This window comes from Mesorhizobium sp. M0001 (assembly GCF_040324255.1).
GTDB lineage: Bacteria > Pseudomonadota > Alphaproteobacteria > Rhizobiales > Rhizobiaceae > Mesorhizobium.
Window position 1 is genome coordinate 1 of the sequence record NZ_JAMYVS010000025.1, and the last position, 24,132, is coordinate 24,132.

General features: G+C 63.0%; 27 protein-coding genes. 19 read left to right on the forward strand and 8 right to left on the reverse strand.

What is annotated here, in order from left to right:
- Nucleotides 1–437 precede the first annotated feature (437 nt).
- Nucleotides 438–1,217 (forward strand): DUF1223 domain-containing protein, encoded by a 780-nt coding sequence (locus tag NKK50_RS30315; protein WP_023671730.1) that lies wholly within the window; start codon nucleotides 438–440, stop codon nucleotides 1,215–1,217.
- A 583-nt stretch (nucleotides 1,218–1,800) separates the two neighbouring features.
- Nucleotides 1,801–2,187, forward strand: coding sequence for a DUF2794 domain-containing protein (locus tag NKK50_RS30320; protein ID WP_023683844.1), 387 nt, complete (start codon nucleotides 1,801–1,803; stop codon nucleotides 2,185–2,187).
- A 128-nt stretch (nucleotides 2,188–2,315) separates the two neighbouring features.
- On the opposite strand, the gene NKK50_RS30325 is transcribed toward NKK50_RS30320, so the two are convergent.
- The 4 genes from NKK50_RS30325 to NKK50_RS30340 form a co-directional block, all read right to left on the reverse strand.
- Nucleotides 2,316–2,897 carry a GNAT family N-acetyltransferase gene (locus tag NKK50_RS30325; protein WP_023698867.1) on the reverse strand — a complete coding sequence of 194 codons (582 nt, stop codon included), beginning with the start codon at nucleotides 2,895–2,897 and terminating at the stop codon, nucleotides 2,316–2,318.
- Nucleotides 2,898–3,014: 117 nt separating this feature from the next.
- Nucleotides 3,015–3,755, reverse strand: a complete 741-nt coding sequence (locus tag NKK50_RS30330) for a Bax inhibitor-1/YccA family protein (RefSeq protein ID WP_023671726.1) — start codon at nucleotides 3,753–3,755, stop codon at nucleotides 3,015–3,017.
- A gap of 239 nt (nucleotides 3,756–3,994) precedes the next feature.
- Complete coding sequence (locus NKK50_RS30335; RefSeq protein WP_023755647.1) at nucleotides 3,995–6,544, reverse strand: ABC transporter permease; 2,550 nt, start codon at nucleotides 6,542–6,544, stop codon at nucleotides 3,995–3,997.
- The gene (locus tag NKK50_RS30340) at nucleotides 6,544–7,245 is read right to left on the reverse strand and encodes an ABC transporter ATP-binding protein (RefSeq protein ID WP_023745433.1); all 702 of its coding nucleotides are present in this window, start codon (nucleotides 7,243–7,245) and stop codon (nucleotides 6,544–6,546) included. The genes NKK50_RS30335 and NKK50_RS30340 overlap by 1 nt, the downstream gene beginning before the upstream one ends.
- Nucleotides 7,246–7,349: 104 nt before the next feature.
- Between NKK50_RS30340 and NKK50_RS30345 the strand changes: the two genes are divergently transcribed.
- Together NKK50_RS30345 and thpR are read left to right on the forward strand one after the other, a co-directional pair.
- Nucleotides 7,350–7,994: an arylesterase gene (locus NKK50_RS30345; protein ID WP_023745434.1), complete on the forward strand. Its 645-nt coding sequence runs from the start codon at nucleotides 7,350–7,352 to the stop codon at nucleotides 7,992–7,994.
- 270 nt (nucleotides 7,995–8,264) lie between these two features.
- Nucleotides 8,265–8,861, forward strand: a complete 597-nt coding sequence (gene thpR, locus NKK50_RS30350; protein ID WP_023683839.1) for an RNA 2',3'-cyclic phosphodiesterase — start codon at nucleotides 8,265–8,267, stop codon at nucleotides 8,859–8,861.
- Here thpR and NKK50_RS30355 read toward each other — a convergent pair.
- Nucleotides 8,765–9,292 (reverse strand): low molecular weight protein-tyrosine-phosphatase, encoded by a 528-nt coding sequence (locus NKK50_RS30355; protein ID WP_081726171.1) that lies wholly within the window; start codon nucleotides 9,290–9,292, stop codon nucleotides 8,765–8,767. The two genes, thpR and NKK50_RS30355, sit on opposite strands and share 97 nt — an antisense overlap.
- A 104-nt stretch (nucleotides 9,293–9,396) precedes the next feature.
- Here NKK50_RS30355 and NKK50_RS30360 point away from each other — a divergent pair, with 104 nt between their 5' ends.
- The 5 genes from NKK50_RS30360 (at nucleotide 9,397) to NKK50_RS30380 (ending at nucleotide 12,799) form a co-directional block, all read left to right on the forward strand.
- A complete protein-coding gene (locus NKK50_RS30360; RefSeq protein ID WP_023745436.1) occupies nucleotides 9,397–9,693 on the forward strand; it encodes a 4a-hydroxytetrahydrobiopterin dehydratase in 297 nt (98 codons plus the stop codon).
- 119 nt (nucleotides 9,694–9,812) lie between these two features.
- A complete protein-coding gene (locus NKK50_RS30365) occupies nucleotides 9,813–10,175 on the forward strand; it encodes a YkvA family protein (protein WP_023671719.1) in 363 nt (120 codons plus the stop codon).
- Between the two features lie 313 nt (nucleotides 10,176–10,488).
- Nucleotides 10,489–10,992 carry an invasion associated locus B family protein gene (locus NKK50_RS30370; protein WP_023671718.1) on the forward strand — a complete coding sequence of 168 codons (504 nt, stop codon included), beginning with the start codon at nucleotides 10,489–10,491 and terminating at the stop codon, nucleotides 10,990–10,992.
- 110 nt (nucleotides 10,993–11,102) lie between these two features.
- Nucleotides 11,103–12,335 (forward strand): dual-specificity RNA methyltransferase RlmN, encoded by a 1,233-nt coding sequence (gene rlmN, locus NKK50_RS30375; protein WP_023710246.1) that lies wholly within the window; start codon nucleotides 11,103–11,105, stop codon nucleotides 12,333–12,335.
- Nucleotides 12,332–12,799 (forward strand): hypothetical protein, encoded by a 468-nt coding sequence (locus NKK50_RS30380; protein WP_023694539.1) that lies wholly within the window; start codon nucleotides 12,332–12,334, stop codon nucleotides 12,797–12,799. The genes rlmN and NKK50_RS30380 overlap by 4 nt, the downstream gene beginning before the upstream one ends.
- Here NKK50_RS30380 and NKK50_RS30385 read toward each other — a convergent pair.
- A complete protein-coding gene (locus NKK50_RS30385; RefSeq protein WP_023671715.1) occupies nucleotides 12,771–13,412 on the reverse strand; it encodes a LysE family translocator in 642 nt (213 codons plus the stop codon). The genes NKK50_RS30380 and NKK50_RS30385 overlap by 29 nt on opposite strands.
- 188 nt (nucleotides 13,413–13,600) lie before the next feature.
- On the opposite strand from NKK50_RS30385, the gene NKK50_RS30390 reads away from it, so the two are divergent.
- The 3 genes from NKK50_RS30390 to NKK50_RS30400 all read left to right on the forward strand — a co-directional run bounded on the left by NKK50_RS30390 (nucleotide 13,601) and on the right by NKK50_RS30400 (nucleotide 15,888).
- Nucleotides 13,601–14,833 carry an argininosuccinate synthase gene (locus NKK50_RS30390; protein WP_352544313.1) on the forward strand — a complete coding sequence of 411 codons (1,233 nt, stop codon included), beginning with the start codon at nucleotides 13,601–13,603 and terminating at the stop codon, nucleotides 14,831–14,833.
- Nucleotides 14,834–14,972: 139 nt separating this feature from the next.
- Nucleotides 14,973–15,212 carry a hypothetical protein gene (locus tag NKK50_RS30395; protein WP_352544310.1) on the forward strand — a complete coding sequence of 80 codons (240 nt, stop codon included), beginning with the start codon at nucleotides 14,973–14,975 and terminating at the stop codon, nucleotides 15,210–15,212.
- A gap of 367 nt (nucleotides 15,213–15,579) precedes the next feature.
- A complete protein-coding gene (locus NKK50_RS30400) occupies nucleotides 15,580–15,888 on the forward strand; it encodes a hypothetical protein (protein WP_023694543.1) in 309 nt (102 codons plus the stop codon).
- 100 nt (nucleotides 15,889–15,988) lie between these two features.
- Here NKK50_RS30400 and NKK50_RS30405 read toward each other — a convergent pair whose 3' ends face one another.
- A complete protein-coding gene (locus NKK50_RS30405; protein WP_023671711.1) occupies nucleotides 15,989–16,786 on the reverse strand; it encodes a lytic murein transglycosylase in 798 nt (265 codons plus the stop codon).
- A 294-nt stretch (nucleotides 16,787–17,080) separates the two neighbouring features.
- Here NKK50_RS30405 and NKK50_RS30410 point away from each other — a divergent pair, with 294 nt between their 5' ends.
- The 7 genes from NKK50_RS30410 (at nucleotide 17,081) to NKK50_RS30440 (ending at nucleotide 23,681) form a co-directional block, all read left to right on the forward strand.
- Complete coding sequence (locus tag NKK50_RS30410) at nucleotides 17,081–18,178, forward strand: zinc-binding metallopeptidase family protein (RefSeq protein ID WP_352544311.1); 1,098 nt, start codon at nucleotides 17,081–17,083, stop codon at nucleotides 18,176–18,178.
- 62 nt (nucleotides 18,179–18,240) lie between these two features.
- Nucleotides 18,241–18,840: a DUF1236 domain-containing protein gene (locus NKK50_RS30415; RefSeq protein ID WP_023671709.1), complete on the forward strand. Its 600-nt coding sequence runs from the start codon at nucleotides 18,241–18,243 to the stop codon at nucleotides 18,838–18,840.
- Nucleotides 18,841–18,987: 147 nt separating this feature from the next.
- Entirely contained in the window at nucleotides 18,988–19,938 is a 951-nt protein-coding gene (locus NKK50_RS30420) for a CPBP family intramembrane glutamic endopeptidase (RefSeq protein WP_352500685.1), read from the forward strand.
- Between the two features lie 383 nt (nucleotides 19,939–20,321).
- Nucleotides 20,322–21,908, forward strand: a complete 1,587-nt coding sequence (gene ffh, locus NKK50_RS30425; protein WP_352500686.1) for a signal recognition particle protein — start codon at nucleotides 20,322–20,324, stop codon at nucleotides 21,906–21,908.
- A gap of 7 nt (nucleotides 21,909–21,915) precedes the next feature.
- Nucleotides 21,916–22,242, forward strand: coding sequence for a chorismate mutase (locus NKK50_RS30430; protein WP_023671706.1), 327 nt, complete (start codon nucleotides 21,916–21,918; stop codon nucleotides 22,240–22,242).
- A 104-nt stretch (nucleotides 22,243–22,346) separates the two neighbouring features.
- Nucleotides 22,347–22,748: a 30S ribosomal protein S16 gene (gene rpsP / locus NKK50_RS30435; protein ID WP_352500687.1), complete on the forward strand. Its 402-nt coding sequence runs from the start codon at nucleotides 22,347–22,349 to the stop codon at nucleotides 22,746–22,748.
- Between the two features lie 87 nt (nucleotides 22,749–22,835).
- On the forward strand, nucleotides 22,836–23,681 hold the full coding sequence (locus NKK50_RS30440; RefSeq protein ID WP_352500688.1) for an acyl-CoA thioester hydrolase/BAAT C-terminal domain-containing protein: 846 nt from the start codon (nucleotides 22,836–22,838) through the stop codon (nucleotides 23,679–23,681).
- Between the two features lie 87 nt (nucleotides 23,682–23,768).
- On the opposite strand, the gene NKK50_RS30445 is transcribed toward NKK50_RS30440, so the two are convergent.
- Entirely contained in the window at nucleotides 23,769–24,032 is a 264-nt protein-coding gene (locus NKK50_RS30445; RefSeq protein ID WP_023683830.1) for a YMGG-like glycine zipper-containing protein, read from the reverse strand.
- Nucleotides 24,033–24,132: the final 100 nt, after the last annotated feature.

Genomic DNA, 24,132 nt, shown 5'->3' on the forward strand with positions numbered 1-24,132 from the left:
GAATGGCGGCATTTTGCAATACGTGCTGCGCGATCTGGCCGCGTAGCGGCCAGGGCTTAGGCAGTAGGGATTGGGCGGTAGCGGGGAACGACATCCCCTACTCGCTACTCCCTACTCCCTACTCCCTACTCCCTACTCCCTACTCCCTACTCCCTACTCCCTACTCCCAGTCTTTCCAAAGCATTGCCCGACCCGATCGAAGCCCCGCCCTGTACGACAGGAGTAAAAACCGGCTGGGCTCAGCAAGATCTGCCCCACGCTCCTGATGCCATGCTCCCGATCGAACCGGGCGGTGAAGTGCTCCCCCTGTGATGCCATACCCATGGTTGCGGCAGCAAAAATTTCACCGCAACGTGACTTCCCGTTGACTGTCGCTTCTGCCACAAATCTGGGCAACCAGAACAAGGCCGGCGTCACCGGCGGGAATCGGAACGATCATGGCACCTCGACAACCTCTGCGGCTTGCGGCTTTTGCGCTGGCCTTCTCGGCGCTTGCCGGGACCGGGTTCGCCGAGGAATCGGGAACGACCCAGACCGACAAACCGCAGATTGACAGGCCCTTGGGCGTGGTCGAGCTGTTCACCAGCCAGGGCTGCAATTCCTGCCCGCCGGCGGACGCTTTCTTTGCCGAGCTGGCGGCCAAGGACAACGTCGTCGCGCTCGCCTACCACGTCAATTACTGGGACTATCTCGGCTGGCAGGACACGCTGAGCAGCAAGGACAATACCGACCGGCAATATGACTATATGCGCGCCTTCGGCACCCGCTCCGTCTACACGCCGCAAGCCGTCATCAATGGTCGCAGCCATGTCAACGGCGCCAGCCGCAAGGAGGTCGACGGCGCGCTTGCCCGCATGGAGAAATCCGGTGAAGGCATGCGGGTCAGCGTCAAGGTCAGCCGCACCAGCGATCGCGTCATGATCGATGCCGGCGACGCCGGTAGCGGCCCGAGCGACGCCCATGTCGTCATCGTCTATTTCGAACCACCGCAGACGGTGACCATCGCCAAGGGCGAGAACACCGGCCGCAGCATGACCTACTGGAACGCCGTCACCGGCATCCAGACCGCCGGCATGTGGCACGGCAAGGCGCAGCGCTACGAATTGCCGATGACCGAGATCGCCAAGAAAGGCGGCTGCGCCGTGCTGCTGCAATCGGTCGGCAAGGACGGCCTGCCAGGGCCTATTCTGGGCGCGGCGTTTATTCACAAGCCTTAAGAGGCCCCCTCATCCGGCCGCTCTCGGCCACCTTCTCCCCGAGGGGAGAAGGGGCTGAATCAGCGCTGGCGCGAACTCCTCTCCGCTCGGGGGAGGTCGGATTGGCCCGAATTGCTGTTGCAATTCGGCTGGCAATCCGGGTGAGGGGATGCGCCCGCAAACTGGGCACCGCAGCCTCCGGCAAATTCTTCAAGCAGCCAAAAACAAAAAAACCGACGTCAGCTTGCTTCTGACGTCGGTCATTTAGGTTTTGGGATCGTCGCACCCGGTCTCTCCCTGAGGAAAGTCCGAGGTTGGTTCGATCCGACGCAGACCCGTGGGCGGGGGGCTTGGGGTTTACGAGCCGGTGCCGGACCGAACCGTCTCAGGCAACGCCGGTAAATTCGTCGGACATTGGGGCATGAGCGCGGATAAAAAAAGGCGGAAATGTGGCGAGGCATCACCAATTCAAACACCGCGTTTTATAAAAGTGACTGGACGTTGCGAAAACAGCGCGGTCCCGGGATGGTTAGCCGGGCCTTGCAATTCCACGGCGAACACGCCAACTTCTGCAAGCGAGATTCATTTTCAAAGGGATCGCGGGATGACCGATCGCAGCGGTGGGACGGAGGATGGGGACGCATCCGCAATATTGATCCCGCTGCACGAGGCGCGACGCGAACGCCTCGACCAGCCGGTCCGTTTCGACCGGCGTGAACTCGACGAGATCCTGAGGCTGTACGGACGCATGGTCGCCGCCAACGAATGGCGCGACTATGCCATCGATCATCTGTCTGATCGGGCTGTGTTTTCAGTCTTCCGCCGGGCCAGCGAAGTGCCGCTGTTCCAGATCGTCAAGGATCCGAAACTGGCGCGCCGGCAAGGCGCCTTCGCCGTCATCGCCGCCGGCGGCCGAATCCTCAAGCGCGGCCAGGAACTCGGTCGCGTGCTCAACGTCTTCGATGCTAAGCTGAAGATTGTCCAGGCCTAATTGAGAATTGGGGAATTGAAGAATTGAAGAATTGAAGAATTGAAGAATTGAAAAAAGAGGATGTAACGGTCGAAATACCGCCGGGTTTGTTGCTATTCAAATCCTCAATTCTTCAGTTCTTCAACTCCTCAATTCCCGCTCCTCAGGCTCTCACGAAACTTCCGCTCCGGCAGCGAATGCGGATCGGGCGGAACCGTTGCGCCGCCATTCAGCGACAGCTGCATGAACACCGTGTCAAGCCAGCGCCCATGCTTGTAGCCGGAGCCTTCCAGGCGACCGGAATGGCGAAAGCCGAGCTTTTCATGCAGCCGCACCGAGGCGCTGTCTGCATGGCCGTCACCGATCACCGCGACGATCTGGCGAAAGCCCGCCATACGGCAGGCTTCAATCAGCGCCTGCATCAGCAGCAGCCCGACGCCCTGGCCCTTCGCATCAGGCGCGACATAGACGGAATCCTCTACGATGAAGCGGTAGGCCGGGCGCGGCCGGAACGCGCCGGCATAGGCGTAGCCGAGCAGCGCGCCATCTCGTTCCGCCACCAGATAGGGAAAGCCCCCCGCCGTCAGGCTGTCGAAGCGCCCACCCATCTCAGTGCGGCTGGGCGGCTCGAGCTCATAGCTCGCGGTGCCATGCGTCACGGCATCGCCGTAGATCTCGGTGATTCGGCCGAGGTCGCCTTCCAAGGCCGCGCGGATGGAAATAGTGCTCATGATTTATGCAGACGATTCATCTGCCTCCATGACAGCAAAGGCCGGCACAAAAGAAAAGGGCGGCCGTTGGCCGCCCTCTTGATATCAGCTGGTCCAGTTGCCTGATGGGAAGACCGCCTAGCGGCGATCGCCCATGAACTGCAGCAGGAACATGAACAGGTTGATGAAGTCGAGATATAGCCTCAACGCGCCCATGATCGCCTTGCGGCCGGCAACGTCGGCCTGATCGCCTTCGTAGTACATTTCCTTGATGGTCTGCGTGTCATAGGCGGTGAGCCCGGCGAAGATCAGCACGCCGATCGCCGAGATGGCGAAGCCGAGCGCCGACGACTGCAGGAAGATGTTGATCAGCATGGCGATCACCAGGCCGACCACGCCCATGACCAGGAACGAGCCGAACGCCGAAAGGTCGCGCTTGGTCGTGTAGCCGTAGAGCGACAGCGCGCCGAAGGCGGCCGCCGTGGCAAAGAAGGTCTGAGTGATCGAGGCGCCGGTGTAGACCAGGAAGATGGTCGACAGCGACAGGCCGACCAGGCCCGAATAGACCCAGAAGGTGGTTTGCGCCGCGGCCACGCTCATCGACTGGATCCTGAACGACAGGAAGAAGACGGCGGCGAGCGGAGCCAGGATGACCACCCAGCGGAAGGCGCTGGCATAGATCAGCGTGCCGAAAGCGGTCAGCTGTCCGTCGCCGGTGACGGCGAGCTGGAAAGCGCCCCAGGCGGCGACGCCGGTGATGAGGAGGCCAAGCCCCATCAAATTGTAGACCTTGAGCATGTAAGTGCGCAGGCCTTGGTCGATGTCGGCGCGCGCGCCCGGCACGGCCGAAGTCTGGTAGTTGCGAATGGGCTCAGCCATTGGAATCCTCTGTTGCTTCTGCCCCGTACGGTGTCAGGCCCTTTCGGACCTGGGCGCCGCTGGCGGGGCTCCAGCATGCCTGTGGCGAAATATGATGGTTCTTGACGTCAAGAACAAGACCGTAACGGGCTGCAACGCTTGGTGAATCTCCGGAAGCCGGTTTTCTTGGGCTTCCATGACTGCACATTACCAAGATTTAATCGGAAACGGCAGATTCGGCCAACCTTGCCGTTTTGGGCCTAGAGGTCGCGCAGCACCGGCGCCGCCTTGTGCCCGAGCACCCGCCAGGTGCCGGCAAGGCCGATGCCGACCGTGATCACCAGCGCAAACACCAAGGTCGCCACTGCCACCTCCGGCATGAAATGCGACGGCAACGTCATGATGCGGGCAACGATGTACCAGGCGGCGATGCCGCCGGCAGCCAACGCAAACACCGCGGTGGCCAGGCCGATCAGCATGTATTCCAGCGAAAACGCCGCGATCAGCGTGCGCCTCGTGGCGCCCAACGTCTTCAGCACCACGGCATCGTGGATGCGGGCGCGATTTCCCGCGGCGAGCGCGCCGGCCAGCACCAGCACCGAAGCGATCATCGCCACGCCGGCCGCGGCCCGGATCGCCGTGCCGAGCTGGCCGACCAGCCGGTTGACGACGTCGAGCGCGTCCTTGACCCGAACTGTCGTCACCGCCGGGAAGGCGCGGGTGACGGCGTTGAGCAGGCGGGCATCCTCTGCTGCCGTGGCATCCTTTTCGGTCAGCGTCGCCAGCCAGCCATGGGGCGCGCCTGCAAAAGTGTTGGGCGAGAACACCATGACGAAGTTGATGCCCATCGTCTCCCATTGCACCTCTCGGAAATTGGCGATCCTGGCCGTCACATTGCGTCCGAGCACATTGACGGTGACGGCATCGCCAAGCTTCAGGCCGAGCGCCTTGCCTTCATCGTTGGAGAACGAAACCAGCGGTTCGCCGCTGTAATTCTCCGGCCACCAGCTGCCCTCGGTCAATGTCGCATTGGCCGGTTGTTTGGCGTCGTAGGTCAGGCCGCGATCGCCGCGCAGCACCCAGGCGCCTTCCGATGGCACATTGGCCTTGTCGACACTAACGCCGTTCAGCGCCATCACCCGGCCGCGCAGCATCGGCACCTTGATGAGCGTTCCCTTCGGCGCCTCATTGCCGATCAATGTCGAGAAGGCATCGACCTCGCTATTCTGGATGTCGACGAAGAAGAAATTCGGCGCCCGTTCCGGCAGGCTGCCGGAGATCTGCTGCCTGAGATTGCCGTCGATCAGCGCCAGCGTCACCAAAAGCGTTAGGCCGAGGCCCAGCGACAGCACGACGGACGGCGTCAGCGCGCCGGGCCGGTGGATGTTGCCGATGGCGAGCCGAAGCGCGACCGAGCGCGCATGCGGGCTTTTGCGCGCCACCCACTGCACCAACGCACCGACCAGGCGCAACACCAGAAAAGCAAAGACCGTCGCGCCGACGAAGACCGTGGCGATGCGCCGGTCGCCGGAAAACAGGATGGCCAAAGCGGCCAAAGCGAGCGCGATGCCGACCGCCGTGGCAAGATAGGGCAGGCGTGGAAAGCCGCGGCCCTCAAAACCCATTTCGCGAAACAGCGCGGTCGCCGGCACATCGCGGGCGCGGCCGAGCGGCAACAGCGCGAAGGCAAGCGTCACCAGCAGCCCGAACAGCGCGGCAAGAGCCAGCGCACCGGGATAGAAGCCGCCTTTAGCCGGCACCGGAATGAACGACTGGAGCGCAGCGCTGGCTGCAAACGGCATGGCGGCGCCGAGGATGAGGCCAAGCGCGATGCCGAGGCCGGCGATCATCAGGATTTGCACGAGATAGACGGTGAAGACGAAGCCGCCCGAGGCGCCAAGGCTCTTGAAGGTGGCGATGACGCCGCGCTTGCCGTCGAGATAGGCGCGCACCGCATTGGCAACGCCGACGCCGCCGACCACCAGCGCCGTCAGCCCGACCAGCGTCAGGAATTGCGAGAAGCGCTCGATGTTGGCCGACAGCGCCGGCGCCGCATTGGAACGCGTGCGGATCGACCAGCCGGCTTCAGGGAAATCGCTCGCCGCCCGATCTTGGATGGTCTTGAGATCGGCCTCGCTGGCGCCGGCCGGCAGCCGAACCTTGTAGGCATTCTCGACCAGGCTGCCCGGCTGGACCAGGCCGGACGCGGCAAGCCCCGCGGTCGAGACCATCAGCCGCGGCGCGAAGCCGAAACCGTCCGACACCGCATCCGGTTCGCTCACCAGCCTGGCCCGCAATTCGAATGTCGCGCTGCCGACCTTCAGCCGGTCACCGATCTTCACATTCAGCCGGTCGAACAACAGGTCGGGCGCGGCGGCGCCAAAGACGCCTGATTTCTCGTCGAACAAATCCTTTCTGCCAAGCTGCGGCGCGGTATCGAGCGCGCCATAGAGCGGATAGGCGTCGTCGACAGCCTTGGCCTCAACCAACGCCTGGTCGGAGCCGTCATCCAGCCGCGCCATCGAGCGCATATTGGCGCTGTGCGACACAGTGCCGAGGCGGTCGAGGAAGGTGCTTTCGGCTGGCGTCGCATCGCGCTGGTTGAGCTGGAAGCGCAAGTCGCCGCCAAGCAGCGTCTGGCCTTGGTCTGCAACGCCTGCGGTGATCGCCTGCGCCACCGAATTGACCCCGCCGATTGCAGCGACGCCGAGCGCAATGCAGGCAAGGAAGATCAGGAAACCCGACAACCCGCCGCGCATCTCGCGCAGCGAGAAGCGGAACGCGAGCTTCAGCGTCTGCGACAGTGGCATCAGGCCGGCACCTTGACCTGCGCTACCGGCGCATCCTCGATGCGGCCCGAGCGCATCGACACCTGGCGCGAGCAGCGCGCCGCAAGGGCCGGATCGTGCGTGACCAGCACCAAGGTCATGCCGCGCTCGGCCGCTTTGGCGAACAAAAGGTCGGCAACCTGCCGCCCCGTCGCCTGGTCGAGATTGCCGGTCGGCTCGTCGGCGATGAGAATGCGCGGCGACGGCGCCAGCGCGCGGGCGATCGCCACGCGCTGCTGTTCGCCGCCGGACAGCTCGCCCGGATAGTGGGTGACGCGGTCGCTCAAGCCCACCGCTGCCAGCTCGCGCGCCGCGACACCGAACGGATCGGCATGGCCGGCCAGTTCCAGCGGCACCGCGACATTTTCGAGCGCCGTCATGTTGGGAATGAGATGGAACGACTGGAAGACGATGCCGATGTTTCGGCCCCGAAACGATGCGACCTCGTCCTCACTTTTGCCGTTCAGCAATTCGCCGGCGATCCGCACCGTCCCCGAATCGACCTGCTCCAGCCCGGCAAGCACCATCAGCAAGGTCGACTTGCCGGAACCCGAAGGGCCGACAATGCCGGTCGCCTCGCCGCGCGTCACGTCAAGGCTGACGCCTTTCAGCACATGCACGGACGAAGCCCCTTGGCCCAGGGTCAGGGATATGTCTTTCAGCGCGATGACGGCTTCTGTCACAATTAAAGCGTCCTATATCAGGATGAAGGCTCTGCTTGCCGGAAGCCGCCGCCGGAAGAATTCCTCGGGTATATGGGGCCTGCCACATGTCTTTCAAACGCAAGATGTCTTTCAAACGCTTGAATGCCGCAGGGCTCGTCCTTTTCGTCACCCTTTGCGGCGCCATTTCGTCCGTGCGCGCCGAGACGTTCACCATCGTCGGCTTCGGCGACAGCCTGATGGCCGGTTTCGGCCTCGGGCCTGGCGATGGCTTTACCGACAAATTGCAAGCTGCGCTGCGCGCCAAAGGCCATGACGTCACCGTAGCCAACGCCGGCGTTTCAGGCGACACCTCGAGCGGCGGCTTGGCACGGCTTGACTGGTCGGTACCGGATGGGACAAGGCTGGTTATCCTCGAACTCGGCGCCAACGACATGCTGCGCGGCGTCTCGCCCAGCATCACGGAAAAGAACCTGGACGACATGCTGGCGAAGCTGAAAGCGCGCAAGATCGCGGTGCTTTTGGCCGGCATGCGCGCCGCTCCCAATCTCGGCGCCGACTACCAGAACGCCTTCGATGCGATCTATCCAAAGCTTGCCGCGAAATACGATGTGCCGCTCTATCCGTTTTTTCTCGATGGCGTCGCCGGGCAGTCCGGCCTGCAGTTGGAGGATGGCCTGCATCCCAATCCGAAGGGCGTCGCAGCGATGGTCGAGCGCATCCTGCCCGCCGTGGAGAAGGCGATTGCGGCAGTTCAGGGTGGCGGTTGAACGCCGGCGTGACGAGAATAACACGCGGCGATCATTTTGACCGGTGTGGCCAAAAAGGACATATAGCCTCCAAAAGGAGGGTCATATGGCCATTATCATCAAGAGAGAGGACGCTGTTCGCCTCGCGCGAACTTTGAAACAAAAGACCGGGCTGCAGAAGGCCCGGGTCGCCTGTTCGTAAAAATGCCTGCAACCAACAAACCACTTGCCCCGTTTGACTATCGATGATTCGCTAGGGGCACAGTTCGATTCGAGGAAGGGAGGCTCACCATGCCGCGTCTTTTCACCGCCCTCGAAATACCGCGTGACGCCGCTCTTTCGCTGTCCCTGCTCAGGGGCGGCCTGCCCGGAGCCCGCTGGATCGATGTCGAAAACTACCATCTGACGCTGCGCTTCATCGGCGACGTCGAAGGCCATGTCGCCGACGAAATCGCCAACGCACTCGACCGGGTGCACCGCCCATCCTTCTCGCTCACCCTGTCCGGAGTTGGCGCTTTCGGCCAGAAGAAGCCGCACGCCGTCTGGGCCGGCGTCTTCGCCTCGCCCGACCTTTCGGCGCTGCAAGGCGAAATCGACCGCATCTGCCAGCGGCTCGGCCTGCCCGCCGACCCGCGCAAGTTCACCCCGCATGTTACGCTGGCACGCTTGCGCAATTCGAGCCCGCTCGACGTCGCCCAGTACCTGTCGGCGCGCGGCAATTTTTCGACGCTGCCGTTTCGCGTCGGCCGCTTCGTGCTGATGTCGTCGCGCGATTCGGTCGGCGGCGGTCCCTACATTGTCGAGGAGGCGTGGCCGCTCTCCGGCGTCGACGCCCGCGCCACCAACCTCGTCGCCAGCGCCTCCGACGCTTCGCGGATCATGCGGTAGACCGAAGCGAACGCTTCGGCCCCGTCATAATAGGGATCCGGCACGTCGCGGGTTTTGCCCTGCGCAAACTCTGCCAAGAGATGAATACGTTCGCGCGCACCGGCCGGCGCCAACGCCTTGAGGTCGCGGACATTCTGCCGGTCCATGCCGAGGATCAGGTCGAAGCGCGAAAAATCCTCCGGCCTAACCTTGCGTGCCCGCTGCCCTGATATGTCGATGCCGTGGCGGGCCGCAATCGCGATCGAGCGCGGGTCGGGCGCTTCGCCGAGGTTCCAGCCGCCGGTCGCCGCAGAGTCCAGCACGATATCGTCCAGCACCATGTCGCGGCCGCGTTCCGCCAGCACGGCGCGAAACACGCCTTCGGCCAGGGGTGAGCGGCAGATGTTGCCGAGGCAGACGAAGAGTATGGAATTTATCGGCTTTACGCTCATTCGATATGCGCCGTTCGTGCATTTGGAAGCCCAAAACGCAAAGGACTTTTGGGCGACTTGCATTATGGTGAGGGTCAATAACTGGGATAGCACGGGAAATCATCATGACGAGAGAGAAACTCAGCAAGGACGCCATCGCCGCCGCACTGGCCGAACTGCCCGGCTGGTCGCAGGCAGCCGATGGCGCCTCCATCAAGCGCAGCTTCGACTTCAAGAATTTTTCCGAAGCCTTCGCCTTCATGACCCGCGTCGCGCTGGCCGCCGAGAAGATGGACCATCATCCCGACTGGTCGAACGTCTACAAGACTGTCGACGTGACGCTCAACACCCATGATGCCGGTGGTGTCACTGCGCTCGACATCGCGCTGGCCAAGAAGATGAATGGGTATGCTGGCGGCTGAACGCTGGGGCGGCAACGCCAAATCGGCGCCATCCTCTTGCAGTGGACCGGGACTTTCACCACATTTTCCGTGGCGGCCGCGCGCAACGCGTAGCGCGACGGCCGGCAAGGAGAGGATTGATGGCGCAGCAGCCCGGTTTTGATTTCTTCGGCTTCGGCAGCAAGCTCGGCGACGAGAGTGAAGTGCGCGCCAAATTCTGGCGCACGGCCAAGAAGGCCGCCCGGCAGATTCCGTTCATGGAAGAGGTCGTCGCCGGCTATTATTGCGCGCTCGACAGGAAGACGCCTTTGCGTGCCAAGGGCATATTGCTGGCAGCGCTTGGCTATTTCGTGCTGCCGGTCGACGTCATACCCGATTTCGTCTTCGGCCTCGGCTTCACCGACGACATCGCCGTGCTGACCGCCGCGATCTCCACGGTAAGCGCCCATATCACCCCTGCGCACCGCAAGGCCGCCAAGGAGGCGATCGCCGACAAGAGCTGAATCGGCGTCGCGTTGGCAACTTGGTTCAGAAGAAATCCTCCGCTCAAACAGGACGATAGCGGCTGGGCTTCGGGTTCCGCTGCGGCCGTTGGAAAAGTCAAACTCTTGCCGCTTTCGTGGCCTCCAAGTCGCCGCAGGGACATTGCGAAGCCGTTTTTTCAAGAAGCGGCGCGGAAATGGCGGTGGTTTCCATGGGTGAATGTCCTTTTCCGAGGGAAATTCACCGTTTGGTAACCCAGATTAAATCAAAATGAAGCGACGGGCAGGACGCCAAGCCGGCCTGCCCCGCACCATTTGGAATACGGGAAAAGCGATGCGCGGATTGATTGCACTAGTCTCGAGCCTGGTCCTGGTGGCTTTTGCCGCGCCGGCGCTGGCGCAGCAGGCGACCAAGATCGGCCAGCACAATGCCTGGGGCACCTACAGCTACCAGGCGCAGGGCGGCAAGGTCTGCTATGTGCTCACCGTGCCGACCGACAAGCAGCCGCCGACGCTCGATCACGGCGACATGTTCTTCTTCGTCAGCCAGCGGCCGGGCCAGCAAGTGTCCTACGAGCCGCAATTCATCGCCGGCTACACATTCCAGGAAGGCTCCAAGGCCACCGTCACCATCGACAAGAAGACGTTCTCGATGTTCACCCGCGGCAAGTCGGCCTGGGTCGAGAACGCCGCCGAAGAGCCGGTGCTGATCGCCGCCATGAAGACCGGCACCGACATGAAGGTCTCGGCGAAGTCTGGCCGCGGCAATCCGACGACCTATGTGTTTTCGCTGAAAGGCATCTCGGCCGCGCTGACGTCGATCGCCAAGTGCAAGTAGGCTAGCGCGGTTCCCGCCGCATGACTCTCGCCGCAACCTGTGCTATGCGCCGCGCTTCTTTTCGGCACGATGGATGAAATCGGCCGCAATTCGCTTATATTGGCGCTGATATGACCCTTTCCTTCGATCTCACCACTGAGGGCGCACGCGACGCGTTGCGCGCTCGCGCCACGCCCGAGAAGCCGTCGCTGATCGGCCTGACCCGGGCCGAGCTCGGTGAAGCCCTTGTCAGTGCCGGCATCGTGCCCGAGCGCCAGGCGAAAATGCGCGCCCAGCAGCTCTGGCACTGGATGTATGTGCGCGGCGTCTCCGATTTTGCCGGCATGTTCAACATCTCCAAGGATCTGCGCGCCGAACTCGACAAGCATTTTACCGTCGCCCGGCCCGAAATCGTCGAGGAGCAGATTTCCTCCGACGGCACGCGCAAGTGGCTGTTCCGCTTTCCGCCGCGCGGTGCCGGCCGTCCCGTCGAGATCGAGACCGTCTACATCCCCGAAGAAGGCCGCGGCACGCTCTGCATCTCCTCGCAGGTCGGCTGCACGCTGACCTGTTCGTTCTGCCACACCGGCACGCAGAAGCTGGTGCGCAATTTGACGGCGGAAGAGATCCTGGCGCAATTGCTCACCGCCCGCGACCGGCTCGGCGATTTCCCCGACCGCGACACACCCGACGGCGCCATCGTCCCTGCCGAGGGCAGAAAAGTCTCCAACGTCGTCATGATGGGCATGGGCGAGCCGCTCTACAATTTCGAGGCGGTGAAGAAGGCGCTGCTGATTGCCTCCGACGGCGACGGACTGTCGCTGTCGAAGCGCCGCATTACGCTCTCGACCTCCGGCGTGGTGCCCGAGATCTTCCGCACCGGCGAGGAGATAGGGGTCATGCTGGCGATCTCGCTGCACGCCACCAATGACGATCTGCGCGACCTGCTTGTGCCGATCAACAAGAAGTATCCGCTGAAGGAACTGATCGAGGCCTGCCGCGCCTATCCCGGCCTGTCCAACGCCAAGCGCATCACCTTCGAATATGTGATGCTGAAGGACGTCAACGATTCCATCGAGGACGCCAAGGGGCTGATCAAGCTGCTCAAAGGCATTCCGGCCAAGATCAATCTGATCCCGTTCAACCCGTGGCCGGGCACCAACTATCAGTGCTCGGACTGGGAGACGATCGAGAAGTTTGCCGACTACATCAACAATGCCGGCTATGCCTCGCCGATCCGCACGCCGCGCGGCCGCGACATCCTGGCCGCCTGCGGGCAGCTCAAATCCGACTCCGAACGCATGCGCAAGGTCGACCGCCTGGCGCTGGAAGCCATGATGATTGCGGGGCATGGCGAGGCGTGAGCCGCCTCTTCGCCTATATCCTCCGTTTCGCTGTCATCCTGTTCGGCTATGTCGTCGCCTCATTGGCGGCGAGCGCCTTTCTCAACGTGCTGTTCCTGGCTTCCGTCGGTTATATGCCGGACGATGCGCACCCAGCGGCGGCCGCGGCGCTGTATTTTTCGATCCCGTTCGTGGCGCTGTTTGTCGCCTATTTCGCTTTCATACCGGCGGTGGTCGCAATCCTGATCTCCGAGGTCCTCAGCCGCCGCGACTGGCTGTTCTATGCACTCGCGGGCGGCTTGGTGGCCGCGGCCTTCCTCGGCTTCGTCCACCAGAACGTGGATTTCGACGTCACCGAACCGCGCGCCATCGCCGCGGTGATCGGCTGCGGCATGGTCGGCGGCATCTTCTACTGGCTAAGCGCCGGCCGCTGGGCCGGAAGCTGGTGGCAGGCCGCTACTTCGCCTGAGCGGTCAGGATCTTGAGCGCGAAGGCCGAAAACACACCGGCAAAGAGATAGTCGACGACCCGCGTTACGCGCGGGCTGGCCTTCATCGCCGCCGAAAACCTTTCCGCGGCAAACACCATCGGCGCCGTCACAGGGATCGACAGCACGATGAACATGAGGCCGAGGGAGAACAGTTTTCCCGGCGCGTTCGGATCGTGAGCCGAGACGAACTGCGGCAGAAACGTCATGAAGAACAGGATGATCTTCGGGTTGAGCAAATTGACGCCGAGTCCGGCGGCCCAGCTGCGGAACAGCGAAATCTGCGGGCCATTCTTCTTCTGCGGTGAAAACGCCGAGCCCTTGGTCATCGCCTGCCAGGCCAGGAACACCAGATAGACGGCGCCGAAGATTTTCAGCACCAGGAAGGCCATCGGCGAGGCGACGATCAGCGCCGAGATGCCGACCGCCACCAAAGTTGTATGGATCAGCGTTCCGAACAGAGCACCCGCCAGCGAGGCAAAGCCGGCGGCGCGGCCCTGGCTCAGTGTTCGCGAGACGAACAGCGTCATATCCGGCCCCGGCGTGATCGCCAGGATCATGGTGGCGATGGCGAACTGGATCAGTGTTGTGGTGTCGGGAATGAAGGACATCGGTGGCCCCTGGCGAATGATCGTCGGTCTATAACGCAGCCTCCCCGCTCACGCCAGCAACTGACTGGCGTCGCATCTGGTCCAGCGGCTGCGGCGGCCGGCGCCCGTTCATCCCTTGCGCTGGCCGGAAATGCCGTGATACCTCGCCCGCGAAACTCACGCGCGGAACCGCCAAAATGTCCCCAGCAATGCCCAAGACAAAAGACGTCAAGAAGGTCGTGCTCGCCTATTCCGGCGGTCTCGACACCTCCATCATCCTGAAATGGCTGCAGACCGAGCTCGGCGCCGAAGTCGTCACCTTCACCGCCGATCTCGGCCAGGGTGGCGAGCTGGAGCCGGCGCGCCAGAAGGCTGAGATGATGGGCATCAAGGATATCCGCGTCGTCGATGTGCGCGAGGAATTCGTCTCGGATTTCGTCTTCCCGATGTTTCGCGCCAACGCCGTCTATGAAGGCACCTACCTGCTCGGCACCTCGATCGCCCGCCCGTTGATTTCCAAGCACCTGGTCGAGATCGCCCAGGAGGTCGGCGCCGATGCCATTGCGCACGGCGCCACCGGCAAGGGCAACGACCAGGTGCGTTTCGAGCTGTCGGCCTATGCGCTGAATCCCGACATCAAGGTCATCGCGCCGTGGCGCGACTGGTCGTTCAAGTCGCGCACCGACCTGATCAACTTCGCCGAGCAGCACCAGATCCCGGTGGCCAAGGACAAGCGGGGGGAGGCGCCGTTCTCGGTCGACGCCAACCTTCTGCACTCCTCTTCCGAGGGCAAGGTGCTGGAAGACCCGTGGAGCGAGCCGCCGGAATTCGTCCATCAGCGCACCGTCTCGCCGATGGAGGCGCCGGACAAGGTCACCGAGATCGAGATCGAATTTTTGAAGGGCGATCCGATTGCACTGAACGGCAAGAAGCTGTCGCCGGCCGCCATTCTGACGGCGCTTAACGATCTTGGCCGCGACAATGGCATCGGCCGGCTCGATCTGGTCGAGAACCGCTTCGTCGGCATGAAATCGCGCGGCGTCTACGAGACCCCCGGCGGCACCATCCTGATCGTCGCCCACCGCGCCATCGAATCGATCACGCTCGACCGCGGCGCCGGCCACCTCAAGGACGAGTTCATGCCGCGCTACGCCGAGCTGATCTACAACGGCTTCTGGTTCTCGCCCGAGCGGCTGATGCTCCAGACGATGATCGACAAGAGCCAGGAAGACGTCGAAGGCACGGTGCGCCTGAAACTCTACAAGGGCAATGTCATGGTCACCGGCCGCAAATCCAAGAAGACGCTCTATTCCGACGCGCTGGTCACCTTCGAGGATGACCGCGGCGCCTACGACCAGAAGGACGCCGCCGGCTTCATCCGCCTCAATGCGCTGCGGCTGAGGACGCTGGCGGCAAGGAGCCGCAAGGGTGAACCAAACTAGTGTTCCAGGAAAACCCGGCGGTCACGCAGGGTTTTTATTTGATACCTCTAATATAAGAGGCCAAGCTGGCTGACATGGTTTCCGTTTGACCTTTTAAAAGCCTCATCTAAATTCCTTCGCGGGACGAGGGATTCCGATCGTGAAAAACGCCATTTTTCTCATGCTTGCGGCGGCCATCGTCTTTACCGGATGCCAGTCCTCGCAGGCGGCCGCGAAACGCGAGCAGGACGGGTGCATCTCCGCAGTCCATTTGTGGAGCATCACGTTCAAGCACGAAATCGCCTCTTTCATGGGCGTCTCGCAGGAGCGCATGCCGGCCCTGTTCTGCCAGCGTATCACCGAAGGCGTACGCAGGGGGGGATCAGCTACTCCGATTTGAACAGAGTGCAGCTAGACCTGCCGACCGAGATATGGCTGGTCATCAAGGGCAAGTCAAAGGCGGCTGCCAGGGCCGCGCCGGTGCTGCGCAACTCCAAATTCCGGAGCTGCAAAGGTACTGAAGGCGCCTTCGAGGTTCCTATTTCCCAGAAGTGCCCGTTGAGCGGCTACGCACATTATTGAGAGCCCAGTCGCTCAGCCGGCATTTGCGCCAACGATCGAGCAATTCGAGAAAGAGCATGCCCGACTTCGTCCGTAACTGCGTAAAAACAAAGAAATAGAGCGGCGGCAAAGAACTCAGTGCTTTTCCTGCTTGATCTTTTCGGGCCCTTATCTAGCCTCCTCACAATCGATGGGGGCAGCTGACAATGAAGCCGTGGTTTGTGGCCCTGCCTGCAATGGTCGTCATGCTGGCCGGTTGCCAGACTGGGCAGGAGCAAGTGAGACAGGATCCCGAGGCGGCATTCGATCGCTGCGTCAGCAAGGTGGCCATATCGAATATATCGGCCAAACACGAGATCGCCGCTTTCATGGGCGTTTCCCTGGAGCGCATGCCGCCACTGCTGTGCCGCCGCCTTGTCGATGCCATGAAGACCGGCCGGCTGACCTTCTCCGACATAAACCGCCTCCAGTTCGACCAGTCCACGGACATCTGGAAGGTCATAAAAGGCGGGTAGCCGCTCGGCTGCTGAACGGTTTGAACGCCAAAAGCTCCAGTCCTTGCAGAAAAGCCCGGCGCATGGCCGGGCTTTCCGTTCTTCGATCTGGATATTTCTATCAGCCGCCGTCGATCGCGTCGGCGATCTGGGCGATGGCCTGCTGGTAGACGCTGGCGGAATTCCAGCCGGCGATGGCCCCCATATTCGCACTCGCGCTCGCACCCGCCCGCCAGCCATGAGCCTTGAGGAAGTTGGCCGTCGAAGCCAAGGCCGTTGCCTTGTCGCGCAGATTTCCGTTGCCGACGCCATACTTCAGGACATTGCCGGGCAGGAACTGCGTATGGCCGATCTCGCCATGCGCAGCGCCGACCGACGAGGCGCTCAGCGCGCCGCGATCGACCAGCTTCAGCGCCGCAATGGCATGCGGGTAAAAGAAGCCCGGGCGACGGCAATCATAGGCAAGCGTCAGAATGGCGGAGACCGTGTTCTGGTTGCCCAGGGAGGCTCCGAAGCCGGTTTCCATGCCCCAGATGGCCAGCAACACGCCCGGCGACACGCCGTAATTGCTCTCGATCCTGTCGAACATCGCCGCATTCGACTTCTTCAGCGCACGGCCCCTGGAAATGATCGCAGCTCCGCCACGGCGCTTCATGAAGGCGTCCACCGAACCGCTGAAAGCCTTGTGGATGGCGCGGTCGACGGAGATTGTCTTTGTCGCGTAGCTGGCACCGGCCAGAGCAGCCAGACCCTTCCCGCCGACACCTTCGGACCTGGCCTGCGCGGCAAAGTCCTGCTTCCACGCTTCGAAGCCCGCGCCGGTCTTGCCGCAGCTGGCCGCCGCCTGCGCGCCCGTCGCCAGCGCAAGTACCGCGACCACCGCGGCAGCAATAATCTTTCCCTTGGCAAGCAATGCCATGCTTTTTCTCCTGATTGCCTGAATCACGTCCCGGTTGCGAACTTGCCAGCGAAACGCGCCATTGTCACCGTACCCCCGGCGCTACCCTGGCCAATGCAGCGGAATTTGCTTACGATCAAGTGCTTATTGTGGCCGAAACGCCCGGGCGCCGGGCAGGCGAATTCGCTGCTCGGGTAAAAAGAGGTGACGGGGGCATGGAACGGCGGCCCGTGGCGGGCGTTTGGGCGAGGCGCCGCTCCGCACCATATTCCTCCTCTGACGCCATACGCCAACGCCTGACGCATCGAGATCGACATGAAACTGTTCGACTGCCCGCATTGCGGCCACCGCCTCTACTTCGAGAATGCGCAGTGCCTGAATTGCGGGAGTCTCGTGCTTTACGATCCCGAGCATGCGCGCTTTGCCTTGTCTGACGTCGACGGCATCTTCCACTGCACCAATGCGGATGAATGCGCCTGCAACTGGATGGCCGAACCGGGCCATTCCTACTGCCGCGCCTGCTTGCTGAACCAGCTGATCCCCGACCTCTCCGTCGACGGCAACCGCCGCCGCTGGATTCGCGTCGAGGCGGCCAAGAAGCGCGCCGTCTATTCGCTGCTCGCCTTCGGCCTTCCGGTCGCGCCCAAGCACAAGCACGGCGACGAAATCGGCCTCGCCTTCGACTTCATTGCCGATCCGATCGGCGGCGGTCCCGGCGGCGAACGCATCCTTACCGGCCACGACAACGGCCTGATCACGCTCAACGTCGCCGAGGCGGACTCGGCCGAGCGCGAGCGGCGTCGCGTCGAGATGGGCGAAAATTACCGCACGCTGCTCGGTCATTTCCGTCATGAGCTTGGCCATTACTACTGGGACCGGCTGATCCGCGACGAGCCGCAACGGCTCGATGCCTTCCGGGCGCTGTTCGGCGACGAACGCCCCGACTACGAGCAGGCGCTGAAGGCCTATTACGCCAATGGCGCTGCGCCCGACTGGCAGCAGAACCACATCTCCGCCTATGCGACGTCGCATCCATGGGAAGACTGGGCCGAGACCTGGGCGCACCATCTCCACATCACCGACACGCTGGAGATGGTGCACGCGCTGAATTTTCCACTCGGCCAGCTTGAGACGATGGAGACCAATGTGCTGCCGCAAGGCGACACCGGCGGCCGGTTGCAGGCGGCGCCCGCGGAACCTGACGCCGTGCCCGAGCCGTTCGAAAAGATTCTCGCCCGCTGGCTGGTACTCTCGGAAGCCTCCAACTCGATCAACCGCTGCATGGGCCTGCCCGACCTTTATCCCTTCGTCATTTCGGACGTGACGGCGCAGAAACTCAGCTTCGTGCATGAGCTTTTGACCGGTTTGCCGAAAGAAACCGGAACAAATCGTGAGCTGGCGTCGGTATTTTAGCCGGAACGCATGCGTTCTGGTTTCGTTTGGTGTCGCGAGGGACCATGAAAGGGAGAGAAACCATGAGACGCATATTGTTTCCGGCCGTCGCCGGGGCGCTTGTCGCGATGTCGGGTGCGGCACTTGCCGATACCGCCGTCTCGGCCGTCACCGATCTTAATGTGCGCGCCGGCCCCGGCCCGCAATATCCTGTGATCGGCGTGCTCGCCGCCGGCCAGTCGGCGACGCTCAATGGCTGCATCGAAAACAGCAAATGGTGCACCATTGCCGAAGCCGGAGGCCAGGGCTGGGTCTATTCCGACTATGTCACGGCCGATTTCGGCGGCAACCGGGTCGTTCTGACACGCCGCCCCGCCAACGCCGCCATCACCGTGGTTACACCGCCGCAGGATGATTATCCCGATACCTATACCGGTGCGATTCTGTCCGACGACGGCCCCGTCGACGCCATCGACAGGCCACCGGCGGAAGTCGGCACCTATGTCAGCACGCACCGGCTCGATCCTGTCTATCTCGAAGGCGAGGTGGTGACCGGTGCCACCTTGCCCGACACGGTCGAACTGCGCGAAATCCCCGACTACCGCTACCGCTACGTCTATGTGAATGGCCAGCAGGCGCTGGTCGACCCGCAGACACGGCGCATCATGTACGTCGTGCGCTGATTTTGCCTGGAAAGAATGACAAGTGAACTCGTGCCGCCCTCCTGCCGAGGCTGGGGGCGGCAAAAGGGTCGCTGAACAGCAGCAATTGCGCGAGAGCCGACGATCCCCTAGATCATGCGACCCGATGCGTTCGGCAGAGGAACTCGCGTGATATCAGATTCAGCCGCCTTCGAGCGCTATAGCAACACGGCCACCGAAAAGACGAACCTGCCGCGGCTGATAATTGGAACGGCAGTCGTCGTCCTGTTCTGGGTGGCGATCACCCTGGTTGTGGTGCTTGGCGGCACCTATGTCGCGATCGTCTGGCATGTATTGCCGGACGATCCGCGCGGGCCGCTTCAGGGCTTTCTGGCCTCGCCCATCGGCATACTCGCCGCACTCACCTCGTTTACCGGCATCTGGCTCGGCCTCTGGCTTGCCATGCGTTTCGTCCATGGCGAGCCGCTCTCGGCGCTTTTCGGCGCCAGTCGCCGCGTGTCCTTGTCGGGCTTCCTCAAGGGCCTGGTCGCGGTGCTGATCACATCGGCGCTTTCCGAAATCCTGCTCTACTGGCTACAGCCCGAAATCGCCCGCGGCACGATCAACCTGTCGACCTGGCTGCTGTTCCTGCTCCCGATCGTGGCGCTGACCCTGCTGCAGACCTCGTCCGAGGAGATGCTGTTTCGCGGCTATCTGCTGCGCGGCCTGGCCAGGCGCTTCGAGAGCCCTTACGTGTGGGCGCTATTGCCCGCTTTGCTGTTCACCTCCTTGCATTGGAGCCCGGGCTCGACCCCCGCCATCAACGCCTGCGTGCTGGCCTCGATCGCCGCGTTCGCCTTGCTGTTGACGCTGGTGGTTTATGTCACCGGCAATCTCGGCGCCGCCTTCGGCGCCCATCTCGGCAACAATCTCACCGGCTTCCTGCTGATCTCGCATCAGGAGAACTACAATTCCTTCGCCCTGTTCAACGCCAAGCCGCTGGAAGGTCCGGACTGGACGACGACGGATGCCGTCATCATCGCCGGCATCGGTATCGTCTGCACCTTGCTGACGATGCTGCTGCTTCTGCACCCGCGCTCGCCGCTGAAGGTTACGGCCGACCCTCGGGATGCAAGGTGAACTAAACAGGGACCGACCCAGAGACCGGCAAGCCGCCCTTGTCTTGACTCTTCGGCCGATTTCCTGTCTACAGCCCCGAAATCCGCGACGAGTATCCCTCCGAGCAAGCCGACCAGGACGCCAAAACCTTTTGAGGTGGGTGCTGTAAACAGATCCTGGAGGCCAACACCCGGCAGCGCTGAGCGCCCCCGGGTGCTTTTTGGTTTTGAGCTTTGCTTGGATGAGCGGCGCGAACGCACTACCTCTCGGGCACCATCGGGGTGCCTGAGAAAAAGGAAACGGAATGTTTGAATCGCTGCAGGAGCGCACAAGAGGCGTGGAGGGCCATCGGCCCGACAGGGATCACCATGAATCCAAGGCGCTCTCGCGCGGCGGGTTGACCAATGTTTGAATCACTTCAGGAGCGCCTTGGCTCCATCCTGAACGGCCTGACAGGCCGCGGCGCGCTGTCGGAGGCTGATGTCTCGGCGGCGTTGCGCGAGGTGCGCCGTGCGCTGCTCGAGGCGGACGTTGCGCTGGAAGTGGTGCGTTCCTTCACCGACAAGGTGCGCGAAAAGGCCGTCGGCGCCGCCGTCGTCAAGTCGATCAAGCCCGGACAGATGGTCGTCAAGATCGTCCATGACGAGCTGGTCGACATGCTCGGCGCCGAGGGCGTCGCCATCGACCTCAATGCGCCGGCGCCGGTCGTCATCATGATGGTCGGGCTGCAGGGCTCCGGCAAGACGACGAGCTCGGCCAAGATCGCCAAGCGCCTGACCGAGCGCCAGAACAAGAAGGTTCTGATGGCCTCGCTCGACACGCGGCGGCCCGCGGCACAAGAGCAGCTGCGCCAGCTCGGCGAGCAGGTCAAAGTCGCGACGCTGCCTGTCATTGCGGGCCAGAACCCGGTCGACATCGCCAGGCGCGCCGTCCAGGCAGCCAAGCTCGGCGGTCATGACGTCGTCATCCTCGACACCGCCGGCCGCACCCATATCGATGAGCCGCTGATGGTGGAGATGGCCGACATCAAGAAGATGTCGAGCCCGCACGAAATCCTGCTGGTCGCGGATTCGCTGACCGGCCAGGACGCCGTCAACCTTGCCAAAAGCTTCGACGAGCGCGTCGGCATCACCGGCCTGGTGCTGACCCGCATGGACGGCGACGGCCGTGGCGGTGCCGCGCTTTCGATGCGCGCCGTCACCGGCAAGCCGATCAAGCTGATCGGCACCGGCGAAAAGATGGACGGGCTGGAGGAATTCCACCCCAAGCGTATTGCAGACCGCATCCTCGGCATGGGCGACATCGTCTCGCTGGTCGAAAAGGCCGCCGAAAACATCGACGCCGAGCAGGCGGCGGCGATGGCCAAAAAGATGCAGTCGGGCAAGTTCGACCTGAACGACCTTGCCGGCCAGCTTCAGCAGATGTCGAAAATGGGCGGCATGGGCGGCATCATGGGCATGATGCCCGGCATGGGCAAAATGAAGGACCAGATGGCGGCCGCCGGCCTCGACGACAAGATGTTCGGCCGCCAACTCGCCATCATCTCGTCGATGACCAAGGCCGAGCGCGCCAATCCGGACATGCTGAAACATTCGCGCAAGAAGCGCATCGCCGCCGGCTCAGGCACGGATGCGGCCGAGATCAACAAGCTCTTGAAAATGCATCGCGGCATGGCCGACATGATGAAGGCGATGGGCGGCAAGGGCAAAGGCGGCGGCCTGATGCGCGGCATGATGGGCGGCCTTGCCTCCAAGATGGGCCTCGGCGGCATGATGCCGGGTGGCCCCGGCGGCATGATGGGTGGCGGCATGCCCGACCTCTCCAAGATGGATCCCAAGCAGCTCGAAGCCTTGCAGAAGCAGATGCCCGGCCTTGGCGGCATGAAGGGCCCGCCCACCCCGAGCGGCGGTGGCCTGCCCGGTCTGCCCGGCGGCATGAAGCTTCCCGGCCTTGGCGGCGGTGGTCTGCCCAGCCTCGGAAAGAAGAAGTGAGGACGCTATGAACGAAGAAAAAGACATGGCCGACGCACGCACCATCCTGGCCGGCTATCGCGCCTCGATCGACAACATCGACGCCGCCCTCATCCATATGCTGGCCGAGCGCTTCCGCTGCACCAAGGCGGTCGGCGTGCTCAAGGCCGAGCATGGCCTGCCGCCCGCCGACCCGGCGCGCGAGCAGGAGCAGATCACCCGCCTTCGCCAGCTGGCGAAGGACGCCCATCTCGACCCCGATTTCGCGGAAAAATTCCTCAACTTCGTCGTCCGCGAAGTGATCCGCCATCACGAGCAGATCGCCGCGTCCAACGGCGCAAGCAAAACCGGCTAACAAAGTGCATGTCGCCCAAAAGTGCGCAGCGGTTTTGGGACAACGACCTGCACCAGACAAAGCCATTAACCCAACACTGAAATCAGAAATTTAGGAGAAATGAAATGCCCTTGAAGATCAGACTGGCCCGTGCGGGCTCGAAGAAGCGCCCTTACTACCACGTCGTCATTGCCGACGCCCGTTCGCCGCGCGACGGCCGGTTCATCGAGTCGATCGGCTCGTGGAACCCGCTGCTGCCCAAGGACGGCGAGCGCGTCAAGGTCGACGCCGACCGCGTCAAGCATTGGCTGTCGCACGGCGCCCAGCCGACCGACCGCGTGCTGCGCTTCCTCGATGAGACCGGCCTCCTCAAGCGCGAAGCCCGCTCCAACCCGAAGAAGGCCGAGCCCGGCAAGAAGGCGCAGGAACGCGCCTCTCTGCTGAAGAAGGCCCAGGAAGACGCTGCCGCCGCCGTTGCCGCCGCTGCTGCAGCCCCGGCCGAAGCGGAAGCCGCCACCGCCGAATAAGCATCGCGTCATCGCATCGACAAAACGGCGGGCCTGTGCCCGCCGTTTTGCTAATGTGCGGCGATGTCATATGCGTTCGAACGAAAGATGACTGAGCGGACCGTCACGGAAGAGACCCTTTTCGGCGGCGTAGCCGGAACGCTGTTGCGATGCGCCGGCGCCACGACAGGCGTCGTCGTGCTCAGCGGATCGAGCGGCCGCATCGACGTCACCCGCGCCCGGCTCTTTGCCAAGGAAGGAGCATCCGCTCTCGCGCTGCAATGGTTTGGCGGCGAAGGTCAGGTGCCCGGCATTTGCGAGATCCCGCTCGAAACGTTTTTCGCGGCGACCGACTATCTTGTCCAGATGGGATGCCGGCGCATCGTCTATGTCGGGACCTCGAAAGGCGCCGAGGCCTCCCTGCTTGCGGCGGCTCACGATCCACGCATCGGCCTCGTGGTTGCGATCAGCCCGACATCGGTGGTCTGGGGCAATATCGGGCCGGGCCGCGACGGCGTCAGCTGGCCGGAACGATCGTCGTGGACGATCGAGGGGATTCCTTTGCCGTTTGTCCCAAGCAATCCCGCTTGGAACGCCGAGTATGTCGATGGTCTGGTGTCCTACCGGCGGCTCTTCCTACGTGCCTTGCAAACCTTCAAGGACGCAGCGGCCAAGGCTGCCATTCCCGTCGAAGCTATTTCAGCCGACATTGTTCTGGTTGCGGGCGGCGACGACGCGCTATGGCCATCGCTGGATTTTGCCCAGTCGATCGTTCGGTGTCGCCAGGACACCGCAATGACCACCTGCCTCGTCTCAGTGCCCGACGCCGGCCACCGCATTCTGCTGCCGGGCGAAATCACGCCGCGCTCGAGGCTGCATGCCCATGGCGGCAATGACGACGCCGACACGCGCCTGGGCCGCCTGGCTTGGGAGCATATCCGGGGATTGCTGTAGCGCAGGCAGCCATGGTCCAGCTGCCTTGGGCAACAGCGAAACCGGCGATCTATAGCCGCCGGTTTCCGATGTTGGACCTGGCTGTGTTCAATAACCGTCGGGGCAGCTGGCGATATAGGTGCGCCCGTTGCGGCCGCGGTAGCGACATTGACCGCTTTCGCTGGCACGGCCGATCAGCGCGCCGGCCACGGCGCCGACGGCGCCGCCGACGACGGCGCCCTGAACCGGATCATTTGCCACAGCTGCGCCAACCGCCGCGCCGCCGAGACCGCCGACCGCGGCACCCTTTTCGGTTTGCGAGCACGCACCCAGTGCGGTCGCCAGTACCAGAATGATCATCGCTTTTTTCATTGTCGTTCCTCTCTCACGCGGATCGCCGTCCTCGCCGCCACGGCTCTAACTCCCAGACAGCTGATTTGATCCCGAAGACGTGAGAGATCCCGGTGCGCGC